At 41.3% G+C, this 25,029-nt stretch carries 25 protein-coding genes; 14 read left to right on the top strand and 11 right to left on the bottom strand.

Annotated features, from left to right (window positions below):
• Positions 1–8: 8 nt before the first annotated feature.
• Genes HUS62_RS01720 through HUS62_RS01710 form a run of 3 tightly spaced genes read right to left on the bottom strand, consistent with a single transcriptional unit; the run spans position 9 to position 3,280 of the window.
• Positions 9–1,616 carry a carboxyl transferase domain-containing protein gene (locus HUS62_RS01720; protein ID WP_175078342.1) on the bottom strand — a complete coding sequence of 536 codons (1,608 nt, stop codon included), beginning with the start codon at positions 1,614–1,616 and terminating at the stop codon, positions 9–11.
• Between the two features lie 9 nt (positions 1,617–1,625).
• The gene (locus tag HUS62_RS01715; RefSeq protein WP_175078341.1) at positions 1,626–2,801 is read right to left on the bottom strand and encodes an isovaleryl-CoA dehydrogenase; all 1,176 of its coding nucleotides are present in this window, start codon (positions 2,799–2,801) and stop codon (positions 1,626–1,628) included.
• Positions 2,802–2,845: 44 nt separating this feature from the next.
• Positions 2,846–3,280 (bottom strand): MerR family DNA-binding transcriptional regulator, encoded by a 435-nt coding sequence (locus HUS62_RS01710; protein ID WP_054553803.1) that lies wholly within the window; start codon positions 3,278–3,280, stop codon positions 2,846–2,848.
• Between the two features lie 341 nt (positions 3,281–3,621).
• Between HUS62_RS01710 and HUS62_RS01705 the strand changes: the two genes are divergently transcribed.
• The 10 genes from HUS62_RS01705 to HUS62_RS01660 all read left to right on the top strand — a co-directional run bounded on the left by HUS62_RS01705 (position 3,622) and on the right by HUS62_RS01660 (position 14,146).
• On the top strand, positions 3,622–4,803 hold the full coding sequence (locus HUS62_RS01705) for an acetyl-CoA C-acyltransferase (protein ID WP_175078340.1): 1,182 nt from the start codon (positions 3,622–3,624) through the stop codon (positions 4,801–4,803).
• Positions 4,804–4,894: 91 nt separating this feature from the next.
• Entirely contained in the window at positions 4,895–6,385 is a 1,491-nt protein-coding gene (locus HUS62_RS01700) for a CoA-acylating methylmalonate-semialdehyde dehydrogenase (protein ID WP_175078339.1), read from the top strand.
• Positions 6,386–6,491: 106 nt separating this feature from the next.
• Positions 6,492–7,649 (top strand): acyl-CoA dehydrogenase family protein, encoded by a 1,158-nt coding sequence (locus HUS62_RS01695; protein ID WP_175078338.1) that lies wholly within the window; start codon positions 6,492–6,494, stop codon positions 7,647–7,649.
• Between the two features lie 10 nt (positions 7,650–7,659).
• The gene (locus HUS62_RS01690; RefSeq protein ID WP_175078337.1) at positions 7,660–8,439 is read left to right on the top strand and encodes an enoyl-CoA hydratase; all 780 of its coding nucleotides are present in this window, start codon (positions 7,660–7,662) and stop codon (positions 8,437–8,439) included.
• Positions 8,439–9,581: an enoyl-CoA hydratase/isomerase family protein gene (locus HUS62_RS01685; RefSeq protein WP_175078336.1), complete on the top strand. Its 1,143-nt coding sequence runs from the start codon at positions 8,439–8,441 to the stop codon at positions 9,579–9,581. Before HUS62_RS01690 ends, HUS62_RS01685 begins: the two co-directional genes overlap by 1 nt.
• Positions 9,582–9,598: 17 nt before the next feature.
• A complete protein-coding gene (gene mmsB, locus HUS62_RS01680; RefSeq protein ID WP_175078335.1) occupies positions 9,599–10,489 on the top strand; it encodes a 3-hydroxyisobutyrate dehydrogenase in 891 nt (296 codons plus the stop codon).
• A gap of 9 nt (positions 10,490–10,498) precedes the next feature.
• Entirely contained in the window at positions 10,499–11,260 is a 762-nt protein-coding gene (locus HUS62_RS01675; protein ID WP_175078334.1) for an SDR family oxidoreductase, read from the top strand.
• 108 nt (positions 11,261–11,368) lie between these two features.
• Positions 11,369–11,857, top strand: coding sequence for a hypothetical protein (locus tag HUS62_RS01670; protein WP_175078333.1), 489 nt, complete (start codon positions 11,369–11,371; stop codon positions 11,855–11,857).
• 55 nt (positions 11,858–11,912) lie between these two features.
• Complete coding sequence (locus HUS62_RS01665) at positions 11,913–13,736, top strand: protein kinase domain-containing protein (RefSeq protein WP_175078332.1); 1,824 nt, start codon at positions 11,913–11,915, stop codon at positions 13,734–13,736.
• A 197-nt stretch (positions 13,737–13,933) separates the two neighbouring features.
• The gene (locus HUS62_RS01660) at positions 13,934–14,146 is read left to right on the top strand and encodes a CPXCG motif-containing cysteine-rich protein (protein WP_138557515.1); all 213 of its coding nucleotides are present in this window, start codon (positions 13,934–13,936) and stop codon (positions 14,144–14,146) included.
• Between the two features lie 73 nt (positions 14,147–14,219).
• Here the strand turns inward: HUS62_RS01660 and gloA are convergent, their stop codons facing one another.
• From gloA to HUS62_RS01640, 4 genes are all read right to left on the bottom strand, one after another.
• Positions 14,220–14,750, bottom strand: a complete 531-nt coding sequence (gene gloA / locus HUS62_RS01655) for a lactoylglutathione lyase (protein ID WP_175078331.1) — start codon at positions 14,748–14,750, stop codon at positions 14,220–14,222.
• 175 nt (positions 14,751–14,925) lie between these two features.
• Positions 14,926–15,342: a VF530 family DNA-binding protein gene (locus HUS62_RS01650; RefSeq protein WP_055021352.1), complete on the bottom strand. Its 417-nt coding sequence runs from the start codon at positions 15,340–15,342 to the stop codon at positions 14,926–14,928.
• A 90-nt stretch (positions 15,343–15,432) separates the two neighbouring features.
• A complete protein-coding gene (locus HUS62_RS01645) occupies positions 15,433–16,425 on the bottom strand; it encodes an MDR family oxidoreductase (protein ID WP_175078330.1) in 993 nt (330 codons plus the stop codon).
• A 61-nt stretch (positions 16,426–16,486) separates the two neighbouring features.
• Positions 16,487–17,119 carry a TetR/AcrR family transcriptional regulator gene (locus tag HUS62_RS01640; RefSeq protein ID WP_175078329.1) on the bottom strand — a complete coding sequence of 211 codons (633 nt, stop codon included), beginning with the start codon at positions 17,117–17,119 and terminating at the stop codon, positions 16,487–16,489.
• A 373-nt stretch (positions 17,120–17,492) separates the two neighbouring features.
• On the opposite strand from HUS62_RS01640, the gene rmf reads away from it, so the two are divergent.
• Positions 17,493–17,663 (top strand): ribosome modulation factor, encoded by a 171-nt coding sequence (rmf, locus tag HUS62_RS01635; RefSeq protein ID WP_036968408.1) that lies wholly within the window; start codon positions 17,493–17,495, stop codon positions 17,661–17,663.
• A 78-nt stretch (positions 17,664–17,741) separates the two neighbouring features.
• Here the strand turns inward: rmf and fabA are convergent, their stop codons facing one another.
• On the bottom strand, positions 17,742–18,257 hold the full coding sequence (fabA, locus tag HUS62_RS01630) for a bifunctional 3-hydroxydecanoyl-ACP dehydratase/trans-2-decenoyl-ACP isomerase (protein WP_054553819.1): 516 nt from the start codon (positions 18,255–18,257) through the stop codon (positions 17,742–17,744).
• 207 nt (positions 18,258–18,464) lie between these two features.
• Between fabA and HUS62_RS01625 the strand changes: the two genes are divergently transcribed.
• Genes HUS62_RS01625 through HUS62_RS01615 form a run of 3 tightly spaced genes read left to right on the top strand, consistent with a single transcriptional unit; the run spans position 18,465 to position 20,573 of the window.
• Entirely contained in the window at positions 18,465–19,322 is an 858-nt protein-coding gene (locus HUS62_RS01625) for a 6-carboxytetrahydropterin synthase (protein ID WP_175078328.1), read from the top strand.
• Positions 19,315–20,133 (top strand): M23 family metallopeptidase, encoded by an 819-nt coding sequence (locus HUS62_RS01620; protein ID WP_175078327.1) that lies wholly within the window; start codon positions 19,315–19,317, stop codon positions 20,131–20,133. The genes HUS62_RS01625 and HUS62_RS01620 overlap by 8 nt, the downstream gene beginning before the upstream one ends.
• Positions 20,134–20,138: 5 nt before the next feature.
• On the top strand, positions 20,139–20,573 hold the full coding sequence (locus HUS62_RS01615; RefSeq protein WP_054561502.1) for an acyl-CoA thioesterase: 435 nt from the start codon (positions 20,139–20,141) through the stop codon (positions 20,571–20,573).
• A gap of 222 nt (positions 20,574–20,795) precedes the next feature.
• On the opposite strand, the gene HUS62_RS01610 is transcribed toward HUS62_RS01615, so the two are convergent.
• The 3 genes from HUS62_RS01610 to HUS62_RS01600 are packed head-to-tail and all read right to left on the bottom strand — an operon-like array spanning position 20,796 to position 25,029.
• Positions 20,796–22,118 carry a Na+/H+ antiporter family protein gene (locus HUS62_RS01610; protein WP_175078326.1) on the bottom strand — a complete coding sequence of 441 codons (1,323 nt, stop codon included), beginning with the start codon at positions 22,116–22,118 and terminating at the stop codon, positions 20,796–20,798.
• A gap of 8 nt (positions 22,119–22,126) precedes the next feature.
• The gene (locus HUS62_RS01605) at positions 22,127–24,067 is read right to left on the bottom strand and encodes a DUF3488 and transglutaminase-like domain-containing protein (RefSeq protein ID WP_175078325.1); all 1,941 of its coding nucleotides are present in this window, start codon (positions 24,065–24,067) and stop codon (positions 22,127–22,129) included.
• 2 nt (positions 24,068–24,069) lie between these two features.
• Complete coding sequence (locus HUS62_RS01600) at positions 24,070–25,029, bottom strand: DUF58 domain-containing protein (RefSeq protein ID WP_175078324.1); 960 nt, start codon at positions 25,027–25,029, stop codon at positions 24,070–24,072.

The raw sequence follows: 25,029 nt of genomic DNA, 5'->3' as shown, positions 1-25,029 counted from the left end.
GGCCTCCATTACATTCTAAATACGCCGAACTGCGAATCGCGCTCTGGTGCATTTTTAGCTGCACTTAAGGCAAGCCCTAATACATTGCGGGTATCAGCAGGATCGATAATGCCATCATCCCAAAGGCGGGCACTGGCGTAATATGGATGACCTTGTTTTTCGTATTGCTCGATAATTGGCTTTTTAAACTCACTGACTTGCTCATCAGTCATGCTTTCGCCTTTACGGGCTAAACCATCTTGTTTAACTTGTGCAAGAACGCCAGCCGCTTGTTCACCACCCATTACAGAGATACGAGCATTTGGCCACATCCACATCATGGTAGGCTCAAACGCGCGGCCACACATACCGTAGTTACCTGCACCATACGAGCCACCAATTAACACAGTAAATTTTGGCACATCAGCACATGACACAGCGGTTACCATTTTCGCACCATGTTTGGCGATGCCTTCGGCTTCGTACTTTTTACCAACCATAAAGCCAGTAATGTTCTGTAAAAACACTAAAGGAATTTTGCGTTGCGCACATAGTTGTATGAAGTGCGCGCCTTTTTGCGCCGATTCACTAAATAAAATGCCGTTATTGGCAACAATACCTACAGGGTGACCAAAGATTGTTGCAAAGCCGGTTACTAAGGTTTCGCCAAAGTAGCGTTTAAATTCATCAAATGATGAATCATCAACAACACGGGCAATTACTTCGCGTACATCAAATGGTTTTTTAAGGTCGGTACCCACAATGCCGTAAATTTCGTTAATGTCGTAACGCGGCGGTTTAACATCATCAAGTAACGGTGCAGTAGGGCGCTGATAGTTAATTCGTTCAATACATTGGCGCGCGATAGAAAGTGCATGGGCATCGTTTTCAGCATAGTGGTCGGCAACACCTGATGTTTTACAGTGAACATCAGCACCACCGAGCTCTTCAGCAGTTACTTCTTCACCTGTAGCCGCTTTAACCAGAGGCGGACCAGCTAAGAAAATTGTGCCTTGCTCTTTTACAATAATACTTTCATCAGCCATTGCTGGTACATAAGCACCACCTGCGGTACATAAACCCATTACGACTGCAATTTGTGGAATGCCTTTTCCAGACATACGAGCCTGATTATAGAAAATACGGCCAAAGTGTAATTTATCTGGAAATACATCATCTTGTTCAGGCAGGTTTGCACCGCCTGAATCAACTAAATAAATACACGGTAAATGACAACGCTCTGCGATATCTTGGGCACGCAAGTGTTTTTTCACCGTTAGTGGAAAGTATGTACCGCCTTTTACAGTTGCATCATTGGCGATGATCATACATTCAACGCCTTTCACACGACCAATACCAGCAACAACACCGGCACAAGGAATAGCTTGTTCGTACACACCAAAGGCAGCAAATTGTGAAATCTCTAAAAATGGCGAGCCTTCATCAAGTAGCGTTTCAATACGGTCACGAACAAACAACTTACCACGGCCTTGGTGGCGCTCAATTAGGGCAGGGCCACCGCCTAAACGGATATCCGCTACTTTTTCACGTAAATCACTTACGAGAGCGGCCATGTTGTCGTGATTTTGCAAAAATTGCGGATCGTGTGGATTTACACTCGATTTTAAAATCGTCATAACAAGGTCCTATCGGCTTTCAGTGAATAATTCGCGACCAATTAGCATGCGGCGGATTTCTGAAGTACCTGCGCCAATTTCATATAGTTTTGCATCACGTAATAAACGACCTGTCGCGTATTCGTTGATATAACCATTACCACCTAAGATTTGGATAGCATCAAGGGCCATCTTAGTAGCAAGCTCTGCGGCATATAAAATCGCACCAGCGGCATCTTTACGCGTTGTTTCGCCGCGGTCACATGCACGAGCTACCGTGTAAACGTATGAACGAGCAGCATTCATTTGTGTGTACATATCAGCGATTTTGCCTTGAATAAGCTGGAACTGACCAATTGGGCTATCAAATTGTTTACGCTCATGAATATAAGGAACCACAATGTCCATACATGCTTGCATAATGCCAAGCGGGCCTGCTGCTAAAACAACACGCTCATAATCAAGGCCACTCATAAGTACTTTTACGCCTTCGTTTAAGTTACCTAGAATGTTTTCTGCTGGTACTTCGCAGTTCTCAAACACTAATTCACAGGTGTTAGAGCCGCGCATACCAAGTTTGTCTAGCTTTTGCGCAGTAGAGAATCCCGGTGTGTTACGTTCAACGATGAACGCTGTGATGCCTTTAGGGCCGGCATTTAAATCTGTTTTTGCATAGATAACAAAGGTATCGGCATCTGGACCATTAGTGATCCACATTTTATTACCGTTAAGTACAAATACATCGCCTTTTTTCTCAGCTTTTAATTTCATTGATACAACATCAGAACCCGCGTTTGGCTCACTCATCGCAAGGGCACCAATGTGCTCACCGCTGATAAGTTTTGGTAAGTACTTTTCTTTTTGTGCTTGTGACCCATTGCGGTTAATTTGGTTAACACATAAGTTTGAATGAGCACCATAACTTAAACCAATCGATGCACTTGCACGGCTAATTTCTTCCATTGCGATTACGTGCTCAAGGTAACCAAGGCCAGCACCGCCAAATTCTTCAGGCACTGTCATACCTAATAAACCCATTTCGCCAAGTTGTGGCCAAAGTTGATTAGGGAAGGCATTTTCTAAATCTGTTTGTTCTGCAAGTGGGGCGATTTCTTGGCTCGCAAAGCTATTAACGTGATCGCGGATCATGTCTGCTGTTTCGCCAAGTCCGAAGTTCATTTCTTTGTATAGTGAAATAGTGCTCATAATGTGTGTTCCTGTGAGAGTCTGTTGACGAGATTGTTGTCAGGTTATTCGTCTAAATTATTAAGGGTTTCACGACAGCGACGTTCTGCAGTTACCAATTCCATTAGTACAACTTTAATGTCGTCCATTTGTTGGCTTAGGTCCGCTTTTTTCTCTGCGATAAGGTCCAGCATAGTCACTAGCTGTTTAGCGCTCGATTTATCTGCATCGTAAAGTTCAAACAAACGGCCCGTTTCAGCCAAGGTAAAACCTAAGCGTTTACCACGTAGAATAAGTTTTAGTCTTACTTTGTCGCGTTTTGAATAAATACGGGTTTGACCATTGCGATCTGGTGAGATCAGGCCTTGGTCTTCATAAAAGCGGATAGAGCGGGTGGTAATATCAAATTCTTTTGCTAGTTCGCTGATACTAAACGTTTGCTCATTGCTTGCAGGTTCAACTGCTGCGCTTTCAAAGTTTGTTTGATTGTCTTGTTTCATGATTTATTTACCTCATTCGAATAACACCAATATAAGTGAAGTTTACGTAAAGGTAAAGGGTGATTTAGGAGTTATACTTTAGACTTATAAAGATAACTGGTTGGATTTGTTGAAAAGCTTTATTTATCTAGCCTTGTAAGCAGATGTTCGATTTTTCATACAACAAAATACAGATAAGTTTACAGTTTTGCCGGCCGCAAAAATGTTGATTTTAGATTTACGTTGGCGTAAACGTAAATATTATGTATGCTGAATTAAATCGAAATTAAACTATAACAAATTAACTGTTTGGTTACACATGATTTGAACACATGATGATAACCACTTACATGGAGCCAATTATGACTACTGAAGCCGTTGTTATTGTTGCCGCAAAACGTACCCCTATGGGTGGTTTTATGGGCGCACTAAGTGGTGCACACGCAACTGATTTAGGTGCTACAGCTATTAAAAGTAGCTTAGAGCAAGCCGGTTTATCTGCCGATAAGATTGACGAAGTGATCATGGGCTGTGTATTACCAGCTGGTCTTGGTCAAGCACCTGCACGCCAAGCAATGTTAAAAGCGGGTCTTAATCAAGGTACTGGCGCTACAACAATCAACAAGGTATGTGGCTCTGGCTTAAAGGCTGCAATGTTTGCCCATGACTTAATTAAATCAGGCTCTATTAACTCAGCGGTTGCTGGTGGCATGGAAAGCATGAGTAATGCCCCTTATATGTTACCGAATGCACGTTCAGGTATGCGTATGGGCCATGGCGAAGTAAAAGATCACATGATGTGTGACGGCCTTGAAGATGCTTACGATAACAAAGCAATGGGTTGTTTTGCACAAGACACTGCCGATCAATATTCAATTGGTCGTGAACAAATGGACAACTTTGCACTTAGCTCACTGACTAAAGCAAATAGCGCGATTGAGACAGGTGCATTTGCAAACGAGATTGCAGCGCACACTATTTCTACACGCAAAGGTGATGTGACCGTTGCGATTGATGAGCAACCAGGCAATGCACGTCCTGATAAAATCCCAGGTTTACGTCCTGCATTCAAAAAAGACGGCACTATTACAGCTGCAAACTCGTCATCAATCTCTGATGGTGCAGCAGCGCTTGTTTTAATGCGTGAGTCAGATGCTAAAGCACAAGGTTTAACACCACTTTGTCGTATCGTTGCTCACAGCACACATTCTCAAGCCCCGAGCGAATTTACTTTAGCACCGGTTGGTGCGATGCAATCGCTTTTAGAAAAAGCAGGTTGGTCTGTTAATGATGTTGATTTATGGGAAATCAACGAAGCGTTTGCGATGGTGACTATGCTTGCAATTAACGAGCTAAAACTTGATGAAAGCAAAGTAAACGTAAACGGCGGTGCCTGTGCACTTGGTCACCCAATTGGTGCAAGCGGCGCGCGTATCTTAGTTACCTTAATTCATGCATTAAAGAATCGTGGTCTTAGCAAAGGTGTTGCCTCACTGTGTATCGGTGGTGGTGAAGCTGTTGCTATGGCAATCGAAGCTATTTAATCGCTTTAGAATTTTAATCTCTCACAGCCGCAACGTATTTTAAAAACTATCATGTTGCGGCCTCTTTATACCCACTGGGGAGGAGTGCCTCATGCACCAAGTACCTTTATTTATCAACGGCGAATTTACCCAATCAAGTTCAACGCAGCTGATTGATGTTATCAATCCTGCAAACCAAGAAGTGTTAGCGCAAGTTCCGTGTGCAACAGATGCTGAAATGGATGCAGCAATTGCCTCTGCAAAAGAAACATTTAAAACATGGAAAGAAGTGCCAATTTCTGAGCGTGCGCGCATCATGATGAAATACGCTGCACTACTAAAAGAAAACCATGACGAGCTTGCGACGATTATTTGTCATGAGCTGGGTAAAACATTTGAAGATGCCAAAGGCGATGTTTGGCGCGGTATTGAAGTTGTTGAGCAAGCAGCCAATGCACCATCACTAATGATGGGCGAAACAATGGAAAACGTAGCGCGTAAAATCGATACTTACTCTTACATGCAGCCACTGGGTGTATGTGCGGGTATTACGCCATTTAACTTCCCTGCGATGATCCCATTATGGATGTTCCCACTGGCAATTGTGTGTGGTAACACCTTTATTCTGAAACCATCAGAGCAAGATCCACTAACACCAATGCGTTTAGCTGAACTATTTGTTGAAGCGGGTGCACCAAAAGGGGTGTTACAAGTTGTTCATGGTACAAAACCACAAGTTGACCGTTTATTAGAAGACCCAGCAGTACGTGCAATTTCATTTGTTGGTTCGTGTGGTGTAGGTGAATACATTTATTCAAAAGGCACAGCAAACCTTAAACGCGTGCAAGCTTGTGTAGGTGCAAAAAACCACATGGTTATTATGCCTGATGCAAGTAAATCGCATGTTGTAAACAACCTAGTAGGTGCGTCTGTAGGTGCTGCGGGTCAGCGCTGTATGGGTATTTCGGTTGCTGTGTTTGTTGGTCAAGCAAAAGACTGGATTGACGAAATTAAAGCAGGCTTTGAAAACGTACGCCCAGGTGTATGGGATGATGCCAACGCGGCTTACGGCCCACAAACATCAAAAGCTGCTAAAGACCGTATTTTATCACTTATCGCAAGTGGTAAAGAACAAGGTGCAACGTGCTTAATTGATGGCTCTGACTTTACTGTTGAAGGTTACGAGCAAGGTAACTGGGTTGGTCCAACGCTATTTACTGATGTAACAACCGAGATGGATTTATACAAAGAAGAGATCTTTGGTCCTGTATTGGCTTGTATGTTTGTAGATACTCTTGAAGAGGCGATTGAGCTTATAAATAACTCGCCTTACGGTAACGGTACTTCGTTATTCACATCAAGCGGCGCTGCTGCACGTAAATTCCAACATGAAATCGAAGTAGGTCAAGTTGGTATCAACGTGCCAATTCCTGTGCCACTACCGTTTTTCTCTTTCACAGGTTGGAAAGGCTCATTCTACGGTGACCAACACACCTACGGTAAGCAAGGTATTCGTTTTTACACAGAAACGAAAACAATTACTTCACGTTGGTTCGAGGATGATATCGCCTCAGGTCCGAACATGAGTATCAACCTTAAATAAGCTGTAATTAATTTACTGCTGAGCGAGCACACGCTCGCTCAAAGAACACACATTTAAACGACAACAATAATTCTTTAAAGAATAAGACAACAAATAGAGGTCTACTATGGACTTTAATTTAACCGAAGATCAGCAAGCGTTTGCTGAAACAGCCCGTCAGTTTGCAGAGTCTGAACTTGCTCCACATGCAGCTAAGTGGGACCAAGAACACATTTTCCCTAAAGACACCATTAAAGCAGCCGGTGAGCTTGGCTTTTGTGGTTTATATACCCCAGAAGAAGCGGGTGGCTTAGGTTTATCTCGCCTAGATTCAAGCATTATCTTTGAGCAGCTAGCCATGGGTTGTACAGCTACGACCGCAATGTTGACCATTCATAATATGGCAACCTGGATGATTGCAAGCTTTGGTACTGAGGACGTTAAAGCCAAGTACTGTGAACAATTAGTAATGGGTGAGTTACTTGCTTCTTATTGTTTAACAGAACCGGGGTCTGGCTCTGATGCAGCATCACTAAAAACTAAAGCGGTTAAAGAGGGCGATGAGTATGTGATCTCAGGCTCTAAAATGTTTATTTCGGGCGCCGGTGAAACTGATTTACTTGTGGTTATGGCGCGCACTGGTGGTGAAGGCGCAGCCGGTATTTCGGCATTTGTTGTGCCTGCAGATGCTGCAGGTATTGAATACGGTAAAGCTGAAGAAAAAATGGGCTGGAATGCACAGCCAACACGTTTAATTAGCTTTGAAGGTGTCAGAATTCCTGCGGCTAACTTACTAGGCCAAGAAGGCGAAGGCTTTAAGTTTGCAATGCAAGGCCTAGATGGTGGCCGAATTAATATTGCTACCTGTTCATTAGGTACAGCACAAGCAGCACTTAACACTGCACGCGAATACCTAAAAGAACGTGAGCAATTTGGTAAGCCATTAGCTGCCTTCCAAGCACTGCAATTTAAGATTGCCGATATGAACACTGAGCTTGTTGCCGCTCGTCAAATGGTGCGCTTAGCCGCATTTAAACTAGATACCGGTGACAGCGAAAAAACCACTTACTGCGCGATGGCAAAACGTTTTGCTACAGATGTTGGTTTTAAAGTATGTGACGATGCACTACAAATTCATGGTGGTTATGGTTACATCAAAGAATACCCATTAGAGCGTCATTTCAGAGACGTACGTGTGCATCAAATTCTTGAAGGCACAAACGAAATCATGCGTGTGATTATCGCACGTCGTATCTTAGCTGAGTCAGCTGGCGACATTCTATAAGGAGCAACCTATGTCTAATCCATCGATTGATTTAAATATTGAAGGTAACGTAGCGGTTTTAACCATGAATAACCCGCCAGCGAATACCTGGACACAAGATACATTAACTGCATTAAAAGAGACTGTAACTGAGCTAAATGCTAACAAAAATGTCTATGCATTAGTGATCACAGGGCAAGGTGAAAAGTTCTTTAGTGCAGGTGCCGATTTAAACGTGTTTGCTAGTGGTGATAAAGGCGTTGCTGCCACTATGTCAAAAGTGTTTGGTGATGCATTTGAAGCATTAACCAATTTCCGTGGTGTATCAATCGCGGCTATTAATGGTTATGCCATGGGCGGTGGTCTTGAAGTGGCTCTTGCTTGTGATATTCGTATAGCTGAAGAGCAAGCTCAAATGGCACTTCCTGAAGCGAAAGTTGGCTTACTGCCTTGTGCTGGCGGTACGCAAAACCTTGCATGGCTTGTTGGTGAGGGCTGGGCAAAACGCATGATCTTATGTGGTGAGCGCTTAAAAGCAGACAAAGCACGTGAAATTGGTCTTGTTGAAGAAGTGGTTGGCACTGGCGAAAGTTTAGCTGCGGCAATGAAACTTGCTAACCAAGTTGGCGAACAAAGCCCGGTTGCTGTGACTGCATGTAAAGAGCTTATTCAAAAAGGTCGCACACAACCTATGGCTCATGCATTGCCATTAGAGCGTGAGTTATTTGTACAATTATTTGATACGCAAGACCAAAAAGAAGGCGTGAATGCATTCTTAGAAAAGCGTAAAGCAAATTGGGTAAATGGCTAATGACTAACGCAACACTACTAAATCATCAAGATGCGCCTGTGGTGTTTGAAACTGCAGAGGCCGAGAGCGGCCTCATTGCAATTGCGACACTCAATGCGCCTAAGTCGTTAAATGCCTTAAATTACGACATGATCCAATTGCTTGAGCCGCAGCTTAGAAAATGGGCTGACGATGACGCCGTTGCCATGGTCGTTCTAAAAGGGGCTGGCGAAAAAGCATTTTGTGCCGGTGGGGATGTAGTAAGCCTGCATAAAGCAATGAGCACAGGTGAGCCTGCTAACTACATTGAAGACTTTTTTACCCTTGAGTACAAATTAGACTACCTAATTCACTGCTATGAAAAGCCAATATTACTTTGGGGTAATGGCATTGTTATGGGGGGCGGTCTTGGCTTAATGGCTGGTGCAAGTCACCGTGTGGTAACCGAAACATCACGTATTGCAATGCCTGAGCTAACCATTGGTTTATACCCAGATGTGGGCGGCAGTTACTTCTTACATAAAATGCCTGAGCAAGTGGGTCTATTCTTAGGGTTAACTGCGGCGTCTATCAATGCTGAAGATGCCTTGTTTGTTAATCTTGCTGATCACTATGCAACAGCAGATAAATATGACGCTATTTTAACGGCTATCACCGCTGAAAAATGGGGCAAAACAGCCTCATTAAACCACGAAAAGCTGACAAACATTCTAATCTCGATTGATAATATTTCAGGCCGTGTTCCTAAAGGCAATGTAAAAGATAACCTTGAGGTTATTCAAAAGCTGGCTGAGTTTGATTCATTGCAGGGAAAAATTGACTACATTCAAGCTTTAGAAACAGAAGATAAATGGCTTAATCGTGCGCAAAAATCATTATCGCATGGTTGTCCGCTTAGTTGTGCGCTGGTTGAACGTCAATTAGCTAATTCAAAAGAGATGACGTTAGCAGATTGCTTCAAAATGGAGCTAGGTATGTCTGTACGCTGTGGCGAAGTAGGCGAGTTTCAAGAAGGGGTTCGTGCGCTATTAATCGACAAAGACGGTGCACCTAACTGGCAGTTTAAATCGCTTAGTGATATCGACGAAGCAGTTGTAGATAGCTTCTTTACAGCACGCTGGGATGAGCAATCTCACCCACTAAACTCATTAACGTCATCTTAAGTCCAAGGGGTAAACAAATGGCTAAATTAACAATAGGATTTATTGGTTTAGGCAACATGGGTGGCCCAATGGCGGCAAACCTTGTCAGTGCAGGTCATACAGTTCGTGTGTTTGACTTAAATAAAGTAGCGGTCAGTGAGCTTGCCGATAAAGGTGCAATTGCTGCTACCGATGCAGCTGAGTGTGCCATTGGCGCAGATATTTTTATCAGTATGCTACCAGCAAGCAAACACGTTAAGTCTCTTTATTTAGGCGAAACAGGCCTTATCAACTTACTTGATAGCAAAACTTTAGTGATTGACTGCTCAACCATTGATGCAGAATCAGCGCGTCAAGTGGGTAGTGAACTTGCTCAAAAAGGCATTGATTTTGTTGATGCGCCGGTATCAGGTGGTGTTGCAGGAGCAACAGCGGGCACTTTAACCTTTATCGTCGGTGGTGAGCAAACTCACTTTGAAAAAGCCAAGCTGGCTTTAGTGGATATGGGTAAAAATATCTTCCATGCTGGTGATATTGGTGCAGGCCAAGTCGCAAAAATCTGTAACAACATGCTGCTAAGCATTTTAATGGCTGGTACTAGCGAAGCACTACAAATGGGCATTAACAACGGGCTCGATCCAAAAGTGTTAAGTGACATCATGACTGCAAGCTCTGGCCGTAACTGGACACTTGAGCTTTATAACCCATGTCCTGGTGTAATGGATACGGCGCCAGCAAGTAATGATTATAAACCGGGCTTTATGGTTGATTTAATGGCGAAAGACTTAGGTCTTGCTATGGAAGCGGCTCAGCAAAGTAATTCATCTACCCCAATGGGGTCAATGGCGAAGAATCTATACACTATGCTTCAGCATCAAGGTGCGGGTTGTGATGATTTTAGCGCTATTTTTAAATTATTCTCGAAGTAGGAGATTGTTGTGGAAATTAAAAACAACAACATCGTAATTACCGGTGGTGCGCAAGGTTTAGGCTTTGCAATGGCCGAAAAATTTGCATCCCTTGGTGCGAACATCGCTCTTATCGATATGCAACAAGACGTACTTGATACTGCAGTATCAGCGCTTGCTAAATATGGCACAAAAGTTATGGCGTATGCTGCTAATGTTACAGATGAAGACGCTGTGGTAGCAACGTTCAACACTATCAATAAAGACTTTGGCCATATCGGCGTGTTAATTAATAACGCAGGTATCTTACGCGATGGTATGTTTATCAAAGCAAAAGAAGGCAAAGTGGTAGATAAAATGTCGTTGGCTCAATTTCAATCTGTGATTGATGTGAACCTAACCGGAGTATTCTTAGCAGGTCGCGAAGCTGCGAGCCACATGATTGAGTCTGGCAAAGGCGGTGTAATTGTTAATATGTCGAGTGTTGCCCGTGCTGGTAACATTGGCCAAACAAACTATGCTGCGTCTAAAGCCGGTGTTGTTGCGATGACAACGGGTTGGGCGAAAGAATTAGGTCGCTTTGGTATCCGTGTTGGTGCAATTGCACCAGGTGTTATTCGCACAGCAATGACAGATGCAATGAAACCAGAAGCACAACAACGCATGATGGCGGTAACGCCAGTGGGTCGTTTTGGTGAAGCAGATGAAATTGCTCAAACAGCACAATACATTGTAGAGAATGACTTCTTTACAGGTCGTGTTGTTGAAATTGATGGCGGTATCCGCCTTTAATTTCATAAGGTAACCCTTTACCTATTGAAAGTACCAAAACGGTAAGCCTAGCTTGCCGTTTTTTTATTTTTAAAGTATTTTAACTTCATAATGATAAGGAGATTTTTTATGAACACTGATGGTATTACAGTATCAATGAGCAAGGGAATTAAAGCCAACTTCAAACTGGGTGAACATTTAATTGAATACTGGGGTTCTGCTTACTCAGGTAAAGAAGTTCTGAAAGTAGACGGTGAATTAATAGCAGAATCACGTAACTTTAAAACTAAATCTGTTCATGAGTTTAATGTTGATGGTAAAGCCTGCCAATTAACAATTTTAGTGACTTTATTCAAGAAGTTTTCTTCTACCATTACATTAGAGTGTCAGGGTGAGCTAGTTCACAGTTATCAACTCACATATGGTAAAACCCGACAAATTGCTTGGTATTTAAAAGCAATCCCATTTTTATTTGCAGGGGTTTTAGGCTGGTGCTTTGCCGCTGATATTCTTACCTTATTAGAGTTGGTTATCTTTTTTTGCTTAACCTTTGCAGTATCAGAACTGGTTCTGAAAGATCAAGGCTGGATCATCGAAGAGCAAAAGCCTTGTAATTAACTGTTTAGCATTCAATAATTAAGCGGTTAAAAGCCGCTTAACTTTGAGAGATGCAGTGAATCCCAAACAAATCCGCAATTTTTATATCAATGAAGAACAGTCTGTTTATTTACTGTCTCACCATGATGCTAAAAAGCACCGCCAATGGCTTAACATTTGTATTAAACAACTTACCTTGCTTGGTTACAGTGACGTTGAATTAATTGGTTCTGGTGCGTTTGGATTTGTTTTTGCCGGTGTTGATGATGAAAACCTACCTTGGGTATTTAAGTTTTCACGGATAACTCTTGCACAAAGTGTACGTGATCGTCTAGAAGACGAAGCGTACATGCTCTCGCAAGTTAATAACCCATTGGTGCCAAAATTTTATGCCTTTGAGCGCATTAAAAAGCAAGGCATTTTAATGATGGAGCGCGCTCTAGGTGAAGACTTAGAAAAAATCTCTATCAAACAGGGGCGTTTTAGCGCAGCAAAAGTTATGGCGCTGGCTCTTAGGCTACGTAATGTGCTTTTAGATTTACGTGAACACAAAAATGGCTTAAGCCCTCAGCCAATTGTGCATGGCGATATTAAACCCTCTAACATCGTTTATGATGAACAAACCAATAAATTGTCATTGGTAGACTGGGGCAGCTCTGTTTATGCGCAAATAGATGCTGAAGGTAATCCGGTCGCCAGCAATTTTATGGATCTTATGTCTGCTGATATTAGCACCACTAATGCACGTATGGGTGATGTGTATTTTATTGGTGATGAGCAAATGTCAGGCGGGCAGTCATCGCCACGTTTTGATGAGCAAGGTGTCGCATCAACCCTTTATGCATTGGCCTCTGCACAATCTTGTAGATTTGGTGCGGCAGTTATTCCGGCTACAAGCCTGAATTTACCTATGGAGCTTGCCCGGGTTATCGACGGTATGCTTTCAAAAGATAAGGCAACCAGAGATGGCGCTGGTGATTATTTTATGCGAAACATGCCTACAATGGCTAAAGCTTACCTCCCTGAGCTGCCCCGTAAAGTCATTCGACCGTATATTCCTTATTGGTTTAGTGAGTTTGATGAACACCCAGACACAGTAGTTTATAGCTCACGTAAACAATTTTTAAGACAAGCTGACCATAATCAACAATTACTTGATGTAAACGATGCCCAGCTCGACAGATACTACAAAGAGTTTTTATTTGATACCGGCGACACAGAAAAAGCATTTTTAGCCTCTATTAGCCGATTAGCAAAATACCCGGTAGTAGGAGGCTTGAGTTTTCATTGGAAAGAAAACTCACTGTTTGTCGAGTCTTCTCTTATTTTGCATGATGAAACGCTTGGCACTGCGTTTACCGATGCGATTAACAACACGGTGATGTTAGCACAGGGGATTGAACAAAAAGGTCTCTTTAAATGTTGCTTGTTTGATGCGCGTAAAACCATTCAGCTCGAGCGTGATGGCACAGGGGCGTTTAAGTTTGAGAATTTACCTGAGCTTGATTACGAAGTAATGGATATCCAAGCCTCAGACGTAACCAGACCACACTCTTATTTTGAAGATGGTAAAGACCCGGATGAGCAACTACAACTCCCGAAAAAGGTTATAAAGTGTGTATTTGAGCTCAACCAAATACACCATACAGGCTGTATCATTTTTGAAGCCTTACCTGATAGGATGAAAATACATCATTACTATCGACTGCTTGATGCCAGTAAAGAGCCTGAATTTAAACGCTTATTAAGTAAGCTCATGCAATATGCGGTTAGTATCACAGATGTTGGTGTGGCAGGCTTTATGAAGCTACCTTACAAAAATACCCGTGAATTTGATTTGTGCACTAAACAGCCCGATGAGTTTTATCCAAGAGATCCCAAAAGAGTGTTAGATATATGAGCCTTCTGCCTATGGCTGATGCTTCAGCTAGTGTGAAAGACAAAATTGATACTTTAAGATGTATTAAAATGCGGAATCTTGTAGGAGCTGCAAACAATACAAAGTGGAATGAGCTTTTTGATGAAACTAATAACTACATGTTGAATGTATTTAAACAAAGTCACTAAAAGTGATCACAATAGTAAGGAGTCTGGCTGATGAATCAATTAACAGAGAAAAAGATTACTTGTCCGTATTGTGGTGAGCAAATAGAAATCTTACTGGATCCAGCAGACTTAAATCAGCAATATATTGAGGATTGCCAGGTTTGCTGTAAGCCAATTAACTTTTTAGTTTTTGAAAGTATAGATGAAGAGCTTTCAGTTACAGTATCAAGTGATGATGAAAGTAGTGGTTTTTCTAATTTTTAAAAGTTAGATTTTAAGATTCCTATTTTATTAAATAAAAAACCTGCTTAATAGCAGGTTTGTGGGTAATTGGCTTTTACTTATGCTCTTCAATTATCTCAGTGATCCCTTCAGCAGAAAGTATCTCTATCCAATAACCATCTGGGTCTTTTATAAAGGCTAGACCTTTCATAGAGCCATCGTCTGGTTTTTTTACAAACTCAACATCGTATTTTGCAAAACGCTCGCATGCTGCGTACACGTCTGGCACGCTAATACCGATATGACCAAAGCCTTTTGGTTCATCATTACCACTATGGTAACCTGTAAAGCTGTCGTCATTTTCTGTACCCCAATTATGTGTAAGCTCGACAAGAGCAGGGCGGCGAAACACCCACTGTGCTTTTTCTTTATCGCTGCCTGTTGGCATGTCTTGCTCATAACCTAAAAAGTACAGCGTAAACTCCATTTTAGGGAAGTCATATTTACCCAGTAACTTCATGCCTAAAACGTTTTGGTAGAAATCTAAAGAAGGCTTTGGATCTTTAATGCGCAACATTGTTTGTTGCATCACGAAATCTTGCGTTGCATTTGCGATTTGTTCAGGTGATTCGTTGTAGTTAGACATACACATCCTTTTTTAATGACATTAATGATGATTTATTCAGTCTAACATAACCACGTTACCCTTAAATTAATAAAAATAATATTGACGTCTTTAAATAGCCCTTCAAATCTTAACTTGCTAACTCACATAAAAAACCGCCCTAACAGGCGGCTTATTTCAACTAACAGCTTAAAGCTTAATTACCCCAAGGGTTACTCGCACTTGAACGTTGCTTACGGGTTCGGGCTTTTTGCTTGGCTTCTTTTTTAGCGTGGATGCGTTTAGCGTCGGTAAAACTTAACTCACACGGTTCACCTGGTTTTTGATCAGCAGGGATCACACGATCGCGCGGCGGTAATTCATAGTTTACATCGTCAGGGCGTGGTAAATTTTTAAGGCGATACAAATAAAAGTTTTCGACTTTTTCTTGTGCCCATTGGGTTTTACGTAAAAACTTAACCGCAGATTTTACATCTGGGTTATTCTTAAAGCAGTTCAAACGCATATAGGCGTGGAGTAATTCCCAGCCATATTGCTCGACAAGCTCTGTAACGACTTGCTCGATACCAACACCTTGCAGTGGGTTATTGCTGAAAATTTCTTTATTACTCATTAGACTGTCCGGTATTACAAAACTAGGGTAAGTATAATTGCCTTTACCCTAGTTTTATAGCTAACTTGCTAAGAATGTTTATATTCGAGCTTATTCTTTACAATTGACCACTACACGGCCGCGAATTTCACCTTTTAATAGGGCTTCTGCGTTTGCAACGGCTTCAGAAAGTGGAATTTCTTGCGAAATAGCATCTAGGTATTGAGCTTCTACTAATTCACTTAGACGTTGCCACGCTTCAATTCGGTCAGCTTTAGGGCGCATTACACTATCTATACCCATTAGGCTAATGCCACGAAGGATAAACGGCGCTACCGTTGCTGGAAAGTCCATACCTTGTGCTAAACCACACGCTGTTACAACACCACCATATTTAATTGATGCACACACATTTGCAAGGGTGTGGCTACCCACAGAATCAATTGCGCCAGCGAATTGCTCTTTAGCCAGTGGTTTACCAGGTGCTGAGAATTCTTCGCGAGATAAAACGCGTTTTGCACCAAGCTTTTCAAGGTGATCTGCTTCGTTCATTCGTCCTGTTGTCGCAACTACATCAAAACCTAGTTTATTTAATAAGTAAATAGCAAAACTACCCACGCCGCCATTAGCACCGGTAACAAGAATTTCGCCACTTTGGGGTGTGATACCTTGTTTTTCTAATGCGATGATACTCAGCATTGCCGTATAACCTGCAGTACCAATTTGCATAGCCTGTTTTGGTGTTAAATTAGCAGGGAGGGGGATGAGCCAATCAGCACTCATAGATGCTTTTGAACTCAAACCTCCTAGGTATTTCTCACCAACACCAAAGCCATTTAACAGAACTTTATCACCTACTTTAAATTCATCGCTTTTAGAGTCTGTTACTGTGCCTGCAAGGTCTATCCCGGGGATCATAGGAAATGTTCTTACCACAGGGCCTTTACCTGTAATGGCTAGGGCATCTTTGTAATTCAATGTGCTGTAGTCAACATCAATATTTACATCTTGCTGGTGGATGCTCTCTACAGGAAAGTCTGTGTATTCGGCACGGTAGCCTTGATCATCTTTGTTGATAACTACCGATTTTACTGATGTTGTCATGTTGACTCCTTTTAGACCGATCGTCTTTTAATGGTTGAAATAAAACCGTATTTAAACGGCTTTATAAAATTAAGCGTAAAAATTGTGCTGTATAAAGGGTAAGCGGTTCACTTGATTTATCAAGTTTAGAGCGCATCACTGCGCCTTCCCAGCCAATCCAGAAGAACTCAGCAAGCATTTTGCAATCTGATGATTGAGGAATTTGCTTTTGCTTCTTAGCATCAACTAAGCATTGCTCGATTAAAGCTTGCCAGTTGGCGTAAGCCTGTATTATGCGGTCAATCATAGGCTCATCAAGGTGACTGATTTCTTGGTTTAAATTACCTATTAAGCAGCCGCGTTTAAACTCAAACTTTGCCATGCCTTGTTTGGCGTCATTGGCAAATAGCACAATCCTTTCAAGAGGGGTTGTTGCATCGTTGTTTAGGTGGCGTTTTAACTTTGCCTGAAAATAGCTGTCGTAAGCATCAATGAGTGCTAAGCCAAAATCATTCTTACTTTTAAAGTAATGATAAAAAGAGCCCTTAGGTACCTGAGCTGATTTTAATATCAAATCAATGCCGGTTGCACTAAAGCCTTTTTCGGTTAATACAGCTAGCCCCGTATTAATTAAAAGGGCACGGGTATCTGCATTTGAACGTGTTATTTTTGGTGGCCTGCCACGACGGCTTGGCACAGAGTTATTTGTTTCCATAACGACTATATTAGACCGATCGGTTTTTAATATGCAAGCATTAAATTGACTAAATTGTAATCATCATAAACTTGTCATGATTACAATTTTATTGGGAACTTTGCCGAAATTGGCTTGGTCACAAATAATGAAGCTAAAAGAGCTGTATCGTTTTTAGCTGAATTTAAGTGTATTAATAGATGGTTTTAGTTGAAGAGGTACGACCACTTAGTCATTTAAAATGTTAATTCATTTGAGCATCAGCACGTTAGTTATTGTCAATTTATTTAATTGCTTTTTGCTATTTGAATTTAACAGTTTTATTAACTATTCATTAAATGTAGATGTCAATTTCGCTACATATCTATAAATATAAAAGGTGAGGATATTACCTATGAAGAGACAGAAAAGAGATCGTTTAGAAAGAGCTCATTCTCAAGGTTATAAAGCAGGCTTGGCAGGCCGTTCCAAAGAACAATGCCCTTATCAACAAATCGACCCTAAATCTGAGTGGTTAGGTGGCTGGCGAGAAGCCATTGAAAACCGAAACATGTTTAAAACTTAATATAGGCACCTTATTTACGCAAAAAAGCCCCATTTAGGGGCTTTTTTGTATCTGCTATTTTGTATCTTAAATTAAAGATTAAAACGCAGATGTATCTTGGAAAAGGCCTACTTTAAGATCTTTTGCTTCATAGATTACGCGGCCATCTACTTCTACAGTACCATCAGCCATACCCATGAATAATTTACGTTTAATAACACGCTTCATGTCTAAACGGTAAGTTACTTTTTTAGCTGTTGGTAAGATTTGGCCTGTGAATTTAACTTCACCTACACCAAGTGCACGACCAAGACCTGGACCACCAGACCAACCTAGGAAGAAACCAACTAATTGCCACATAGCATCAAGACCAAGACAACCAGGCATTACTGGGTCACCTTTAAAGTGACAATCAAAGAACCAAAGATCAGGATTGATATCTAGTTCTGCAACGATTTGACCTTTACCGTGCTCACCACCATCAGCAGTGATAGAGATAATGCGGTCCATCATTAGCATGTTGTCACTTGGTAAACGACAGTTGCCTTCACCGAACATTTCACCTTGACCGCAAAGGACCAATTCTTCTTTTGTATAGCTGTTTTTAGGTTCCATAACTCTCATTCATCGCTTAGAAATTACCCCGTACTTTAGCGTACACTTGTACGCTAAACAACTCGGAGCAGTTAATTATTTGCTATTTTTCGCTTGTTTTATGACCATTTAATTAAACTGTAGCTGATAAAGGGAGATAAAACCGCGCATTGTGAAGTAAAAATCATTATAATTGCTGTGATTCTTTAACCAGTCTAAAGGAAATTTATGATCCTTTTTGTAAACTCACTGACAGTGATTGATTTTTCTTACTTGTGTAATAAACGCGGCGCAGTTGGCGAGAGCTGGATTGTGGATTTAACTCTGCACGGTCAATTAAATGATGAGTCGATGGTGCTTGATTTTGGCTTAGTTAAAAAGCAAATCAAGGGCATTATTGATAACTGTATCGACCATAAACTTGCTGTGCCAGCCACTCTAAACGGTTCACTAACACAGCATGCTGAGCACAGCGTGCTAGATTGTCACTTTGGTGATAATTATCACTTAGCTATGAGCGCTCCTAACCAAGCATATTGCCTAATCGATGCTGATGTTATTGATGAAAAATCGGTAACCGAGTTTTTAATTAAAACTATTATGCCTGAGCTCCCTAGCAACATCGAAAAGATTGAAATTAATTTATACCCAGAGCATAGCCAAAGTTTTTATTATCATTACAGCCATGGTCTTAAAAAGCACGATGGTAATTGTCAGCGTATTATTCATGGTCATCGCTCACAAATTGGTATTAGCCTTGATGGTATGGCTATGCCTCGCTTACAAAAAGAGTGGGCAGATAAATGGGAAGACATTTATCTAGCAACAGCTGAAGATGAAATCAATAAATCAGACCTTAAGCATGTAACTGCACAAGATAACGATGTGTGCTTTGCTTACACATCACAGCAGGGCTATTTTGAAATGGCGATAGACAAATCACGCTGCGACATTTTACCTTGCGATACTACGGTTGAGTGCATTGCAGACTACTTAAGTTCACAAGTTAAAAACCAATACCCTGATTCAGAAGTTAAAATTACAGCTTACGAAGGGGTTGGCAAGGGGTCAATCAGTTATGCGTAAAGGATTATTAATAGCAGCATTTGCAGGGTTGTTTTCTTTAACTGCAAGTGCTGTTGAATTAAAAGGACATTTAACTCAAGGCGGTTTAGTAACAGGCCAAATTGAAGGCGCTAAAAGTGTCAGCTTCAATGGTGAGCCACTTAAGCTTTCAACAAATGGTGAGTTTGTGTTTGGCTTTGGCCGTGATGCTAAGACAAATCATAGCCTTTCTTGGGTTGATAGTGCTGGTGTAAGCCACGAACAAGCAATTGTGATCACTAAGCGTGATTACAAAATTGATAAAATCACCGGTGTTGCAAAAAAATATGTTTCGCCACCTAAAGAAGTATCTGAGCGTATTAGCCGTGAAGCTGTAGCAGTACGTAAAGCTAGGCAAGTTAATTCTGACTTACGATACTTTTTAGACCCTGTTTATAAACCTGCAACGGGGCGCATTTCAGGTGTTTATGGTAGCCAGCGTTACTTTAATGGTGAGCCTCGCCGCCCGCACTTTGGTTTAGACATTGCTAATAAAACGGGTAGCCCAGTGTATGCACCAGTGAGCGGCACAGTTGTTTTTGCTGATGCTGACTTATATTACTCTGGTGGTACCTTGATTCTTGACCATGGCCATGGTGTAACCTCTACTTTTATTCATTTAAGCAAGTTAGATGTAAAAGTAGGGGACGAAATTAAGCGTGGCGATAAAATTGCCGAGATCGGTGCGACCGGTCGCGTAACTGGCCCTCATTTAGACTGGCGTTTTAATTGGAAAAATGAACGCCTTGACCCTGCGCTAATGATGCAAGACACATTAGCTAATAAAAAGTAGAGACTATGACACAACAAATCGATCGTGACGCTATTATTGCAAAGCGTATTGCTGACTCAACAACGTCGGTAACAAAAACAGTTTTTCCTGGCCGTACTAACCACCACAATACTTTGTTTGGCGGTGACGCGTTGGCATGGATGGATGAAGTAGCGTTTATTGCTGCTACACGTTTTTGCCGTAAGCCACTTGTAACGATTTCGTCTGACCGTGTAGATTTTAAAGAAGCCATTCCGGCTGGTACATTTGCAGAGCTTATTTCTAAAGTTGTACACGTAGGTAACACTAGCCTTAAAGTAGATGTTGAAATCTTCTTAGAAACAATGCACAAAGACGATAAACACTTAGCTATTTCTGGCAGCTTTACGTTTGTTGCTGTTGATGATAATCACAGACCAACTCCGGTAGTGTGCGACAAAATGATCAACGGATTCGAATAAGACTTACAGAAAGTTTTAAATAAATTAAGTACCTTCGGGTGCTTAATTTAATACACATAAAGAACACATCATACTATATTTGTTATAAGTATATCTCAGCAAAGAACAAAATATACAGCTATAAGTTATCATAGGGAATGCGATGCATTCTAAATGCATGTAGTTTATTACCAGCAATTAATTAAGCATGAGCAAACCCTTGAACCAATAAAAAACACGACTTTACAAAACCATTGCCGCAACCCAGCCAGCAACAAGTAGCGGAATATTAAAATGGATGAAAGTAGGTACCACTGAATCCCAAATATGGTCGTGTTGACCATCTGCATTTAGGCCAGATGTTGGGCCAAGTGTTGAGTCAGAGGCAGGGGAGCCTGCATCACCTAGCGCACCAGCAGTGCCAACCAGTGCAGCTGTGGCCATGACCGAAAAGTTTAATTCCATACAAAGTGGTACAAACAGGGTGGCTATAATTGGGACTGTCGAAAACGAGCTACCAATGCCCATGGTGATCAATAAGCCAACGAGTAAAATTAATGCTGCGGCAAGGGGTTTGTTACCTTCAATCATTCCTGCAGCAGAGCTAACTAATGAAGCAACATCACCGGTTGCTTTCATCACCGAAGCAAAGCCTTGCGCAGAAATCATAATAAAGCCAATCATCGCCATCATAGCAATACCTTTGCTAAATACATCGCCGTTTTGCTCAAGTTTTACAACACCAAATAACGTAAATATAGCTACCCCAACAAGACCACCTAGGATCATAGAGCCGCTAATATTTTGTGCCACTAATGAACAAAGTACGGCGGTAATTCCCACTGCTAACACCTTTTTAGGCTGCTTAATTACAACCTCTTGCTGCTGCTCTGTTAGGCTGTGAGACTCGTAACTACGGCGTTTTCGATAAGATATAAACACCGCAACCAATAAACCAAATAACATCCCAATGGCTGGGATGATCATTGCCATCGGCACTTGAGTATTAACAATCTCTAGGCCATTTTCAGTGAGGTTCTTGTGTAGTATCGAGTATAAGTAAATGCCACCAAAACCATAAGGTAGCACCATGTAAGAGGTGGCCAAGCCGAAGGTTAAGATACACGCAATGGCACGTCTATCAAGGCGTAACTTGTTAAACACCACAAGTAGAGGCGGAATTAGAATTGGGATAAAAGCGATATGTACGGGTATCAAATTTTGCGACGAGATCGCACACAGCAAAATAATACTCAATATAAGATAACTAAGTGTCGTTTCGCCTTTATGGCTATTCTCGTTTACTTGCTTTAGTAACTTAGACGCTAAAATACGTGTTAAACCTGACTTAGAAATAGCCACCGCAAATGCACCTAACATCGCATAGCTCAGTGCTATTTCAGCGCCGCCCGATAAGCCATCATTAAATGCATTAACGGTTTGTGATAAACCAAGGCCTGCGGTCAAACCCGCTACAATTGCGCTTACCGTCATCGCCACAATGACATTAATTCGACAAAGAGTCAGGATCAGCATCAACATAACGCCGACAATTACTGCATTCATATTGTTCTCTATTTGGCTGTTTTGAGAGAGTTTAACAGAACTCGTACGCGGTTTTTGCGATTTTGGTTATATGATTGCTGTTGATAACGTACTTCGATGATTATTTGCTCAAACTCACTTAAATATGCCTCTGTTCTAGGCTTTTGCTGTTTAATTAAAGCAATATTTTGCAGTGGCGTGTTGGTATCAACTGGCTCAATGCCTTGCTTTTTTGCCCACAGGTAAAGCTTAGTGATGTCATCAACCAGCGGCTCTCTACTTCGAATAGGGCGTTTGTTATATAAGAAATAGCCAGTAAAGCTCAGTAATAATGTACCTAACACAATTAAAGGTGTTAGCCATGCTGACTTATTACCAAACAGTGAATCAAATAGACTTTGTTGTGATTCTTGATCAAACGTAAGCACCCAGTTAGTCCATTTATAGTCGAGTTCTTCAAGATGAATTCTAAGCCAGTTTATTGCTTTAAAATGGCTCCAGCGCTTTAGACCAAAGTTAAGATTGTCGTTAAAGCTTTCGTTTAAATCACCCAGTTGTGATAACGAACCGTTTAAACGCTCCGGGGCAACAACAGCGGTAGCATCAAATATGTGCCACTTTTCATCAAAGAACACCTCAACCCAAGCATGTGCATCATATTGGTAAATGTTCAGCGTAGCGGCTTTAGTTTGTTCTCCACCTAAATAACCCGACACAACACGGGCGGGGTAACCGGCAACACGAAACATAAATGCAGCGGTGCTGGCATAGTGACCACAAAAGCCACGTTTGGTATCAAACACAAACTGGTCTAGCGTATTATCACCATACATGGGTGTAGGCGTTAATGTGTAAGCAAACTGCTGCTGATTAAAGTAATCAAGCAACGCGTTAAAGTAAGCTTGCGCATTTTCATGCTCAGCAGCCAACTGGTTTGCCAGTGCCGTTGTTTGTGGATTAGTTGTTTTAGGTAAGCGGGTGTATAAGCGTTTTTCAAAGTCATTTAGACTCAGCATAGCCTCACTACTGGTTACCGCGTATTTAATGTTTTTGTTTAAGTTACCTTTGCGCTTTAACAAACCATTGTAGGTTGAGTGCACATCAGAATTAGCACTTTGGGCAAAGCCAAGTGCAAAAAGCCAATTAGAAGATGAGGGCTCTGCAATAACCTGATAATTAACGCTATTACTTTGAGTAATTGTACGGCGAATTGGGTTGAATTGTTGAGATTTCAAAATGTCCGATATTAGCCATTCACTACCATTAAACTCATCATGAATAAGGCTGCGCCAGTAATAGGGGGCTTGTAAGGTTTGCCCTGGCTGTTGTTCTACCCGAAAAACTAAGTCATCAGATTCCGCTAATTTCGCAATAGAAAAGGGGTTAACTTGCTCTGATAACCCCGTTTTAGCGAGCTTTGGCCCCGGTAGCTGCCAAAACGCTGGAATTTTAGGTAAAAATAAAATCAAAAATGCCGCTATGGGTAAGGCTAGTAGTATGGTTTTAAAACTTTGTTTGTTAGCGGCCTTAAAGCTTTGCGGGCTTGTTAAATAGCCAAGTACCGCGAAGTTAACAATATAAAGTACACTGACTACCAAGGTTTCAAATAGCCCTTGGTGAAACAAATACACGGTTGAAAGGTTAAAAAACACCAGTAAACACACAGTTTGATACTGTTTAACGGTTTTCGCTTGTAGCAATTTAAAACTGCTAGCAAGTAGCATCATGGATACAAATAACTTGACCGTATCGCTCACACCAACCAGAACAAATAAGGCAACTAAGCAAACCGCAGCCAAAATATTCGCCACCAACCCATTTAGTTTTTTATAAAACTTACCTAAAAACAGGTTTAAAAAGCTAAGGCCAGCCAATATGGCTAAGAATGGAGTAGGTACTTCAGTAAACAAAAAGCCACTGGTAACAATAAACAGCAGTGATAAAACGGTATTAATGAGCGGTGTATTCATAATTAAAACTCCGCTAATGCTTGTAGGCAGGATTTTTGATGATTGATCCCTTGGCCTTTAGCAATGTGTTTATTGGGTAAGGTCAACGTAAACGCCATGTGTTGGTCGGTTAATTGGTTCACCAAAAAACATAATTGGCTTAACCTATGCTCATTATTGCCGCTCAACATATTGAAATTAAGTGCTAATTCCTGTGATGCGTCACTGGTAAATTCTTTCGTCAATAGTTGCTGAGTTTTAGCGTAGTGTTTCCACGATACCTTATTAAGCGCTGTTCCTTGCACAAAAGGGGTTAGTTGATGAAAGTTATCATTACCCGCTTTAACTTGTGCGTTATCGCCATCGTATACGTCATTGTCTTGGAGCTGAGTATCAAGCTTTTCTGAGGCGATAGGCTGTGGGTAAACATACACCGTTTCGGTTGGTTCTATGTAACTCCACACAGACACTAAACCAAATGGAAAGTGGCTAATGATTTTTATTCTATCAAAGCCATATGCACCACGTTCACAGCATTTTAGCGCTATTTCAACGGTCTTTTTCTCTTTACTTTGCAGTGACACAGTTTCAGATTCAAGGTTGTCATTAATCAGTTTTATAAGTTCACAGTATGATTGTGCTTGAATTTGAAAAAGCGCAATAGGGGCTTTTGGCGCATAACTTTCGTTTACTGACTGGTATTTAACCGACAAACCTCTCACATTTTTATAGCCGGTGAGTATCGCAAACACCAAAACAACCACCATTAAATACGCCATGGCTAAAATCAGGTTGTTTTGATAGTTAATGCCCATCACAAAGTTCAGTAATGCAATTAGTAAAAACTGCCCACCAAGTTTTGAGGGTAATACATAAATCGTTTTATGTTGAAGCTCAATTTCGTTAGTTTTATGCTTATTTTTTAATAGCTTATTAAAAATAGATTGACGAAATTGATCAATAAAAGCGGGGCGCTTAAACAT

This window comes from Pseudoalteromonas sp. 0303, assembly GCF_013349995.1.
In the GTDB taxonomy this organism is placed as follows: Bacteria; Pseudomonadota; Gammaproteobacteria; order Enterobacterales; family Alteromonadaceae; genus Pseudoalteromonas.
The sequence above is the reverse complement of the archived record's forward strand: the minus strand, read 5'-3'. Positions and strand labels throughout refer to the sequence as shown.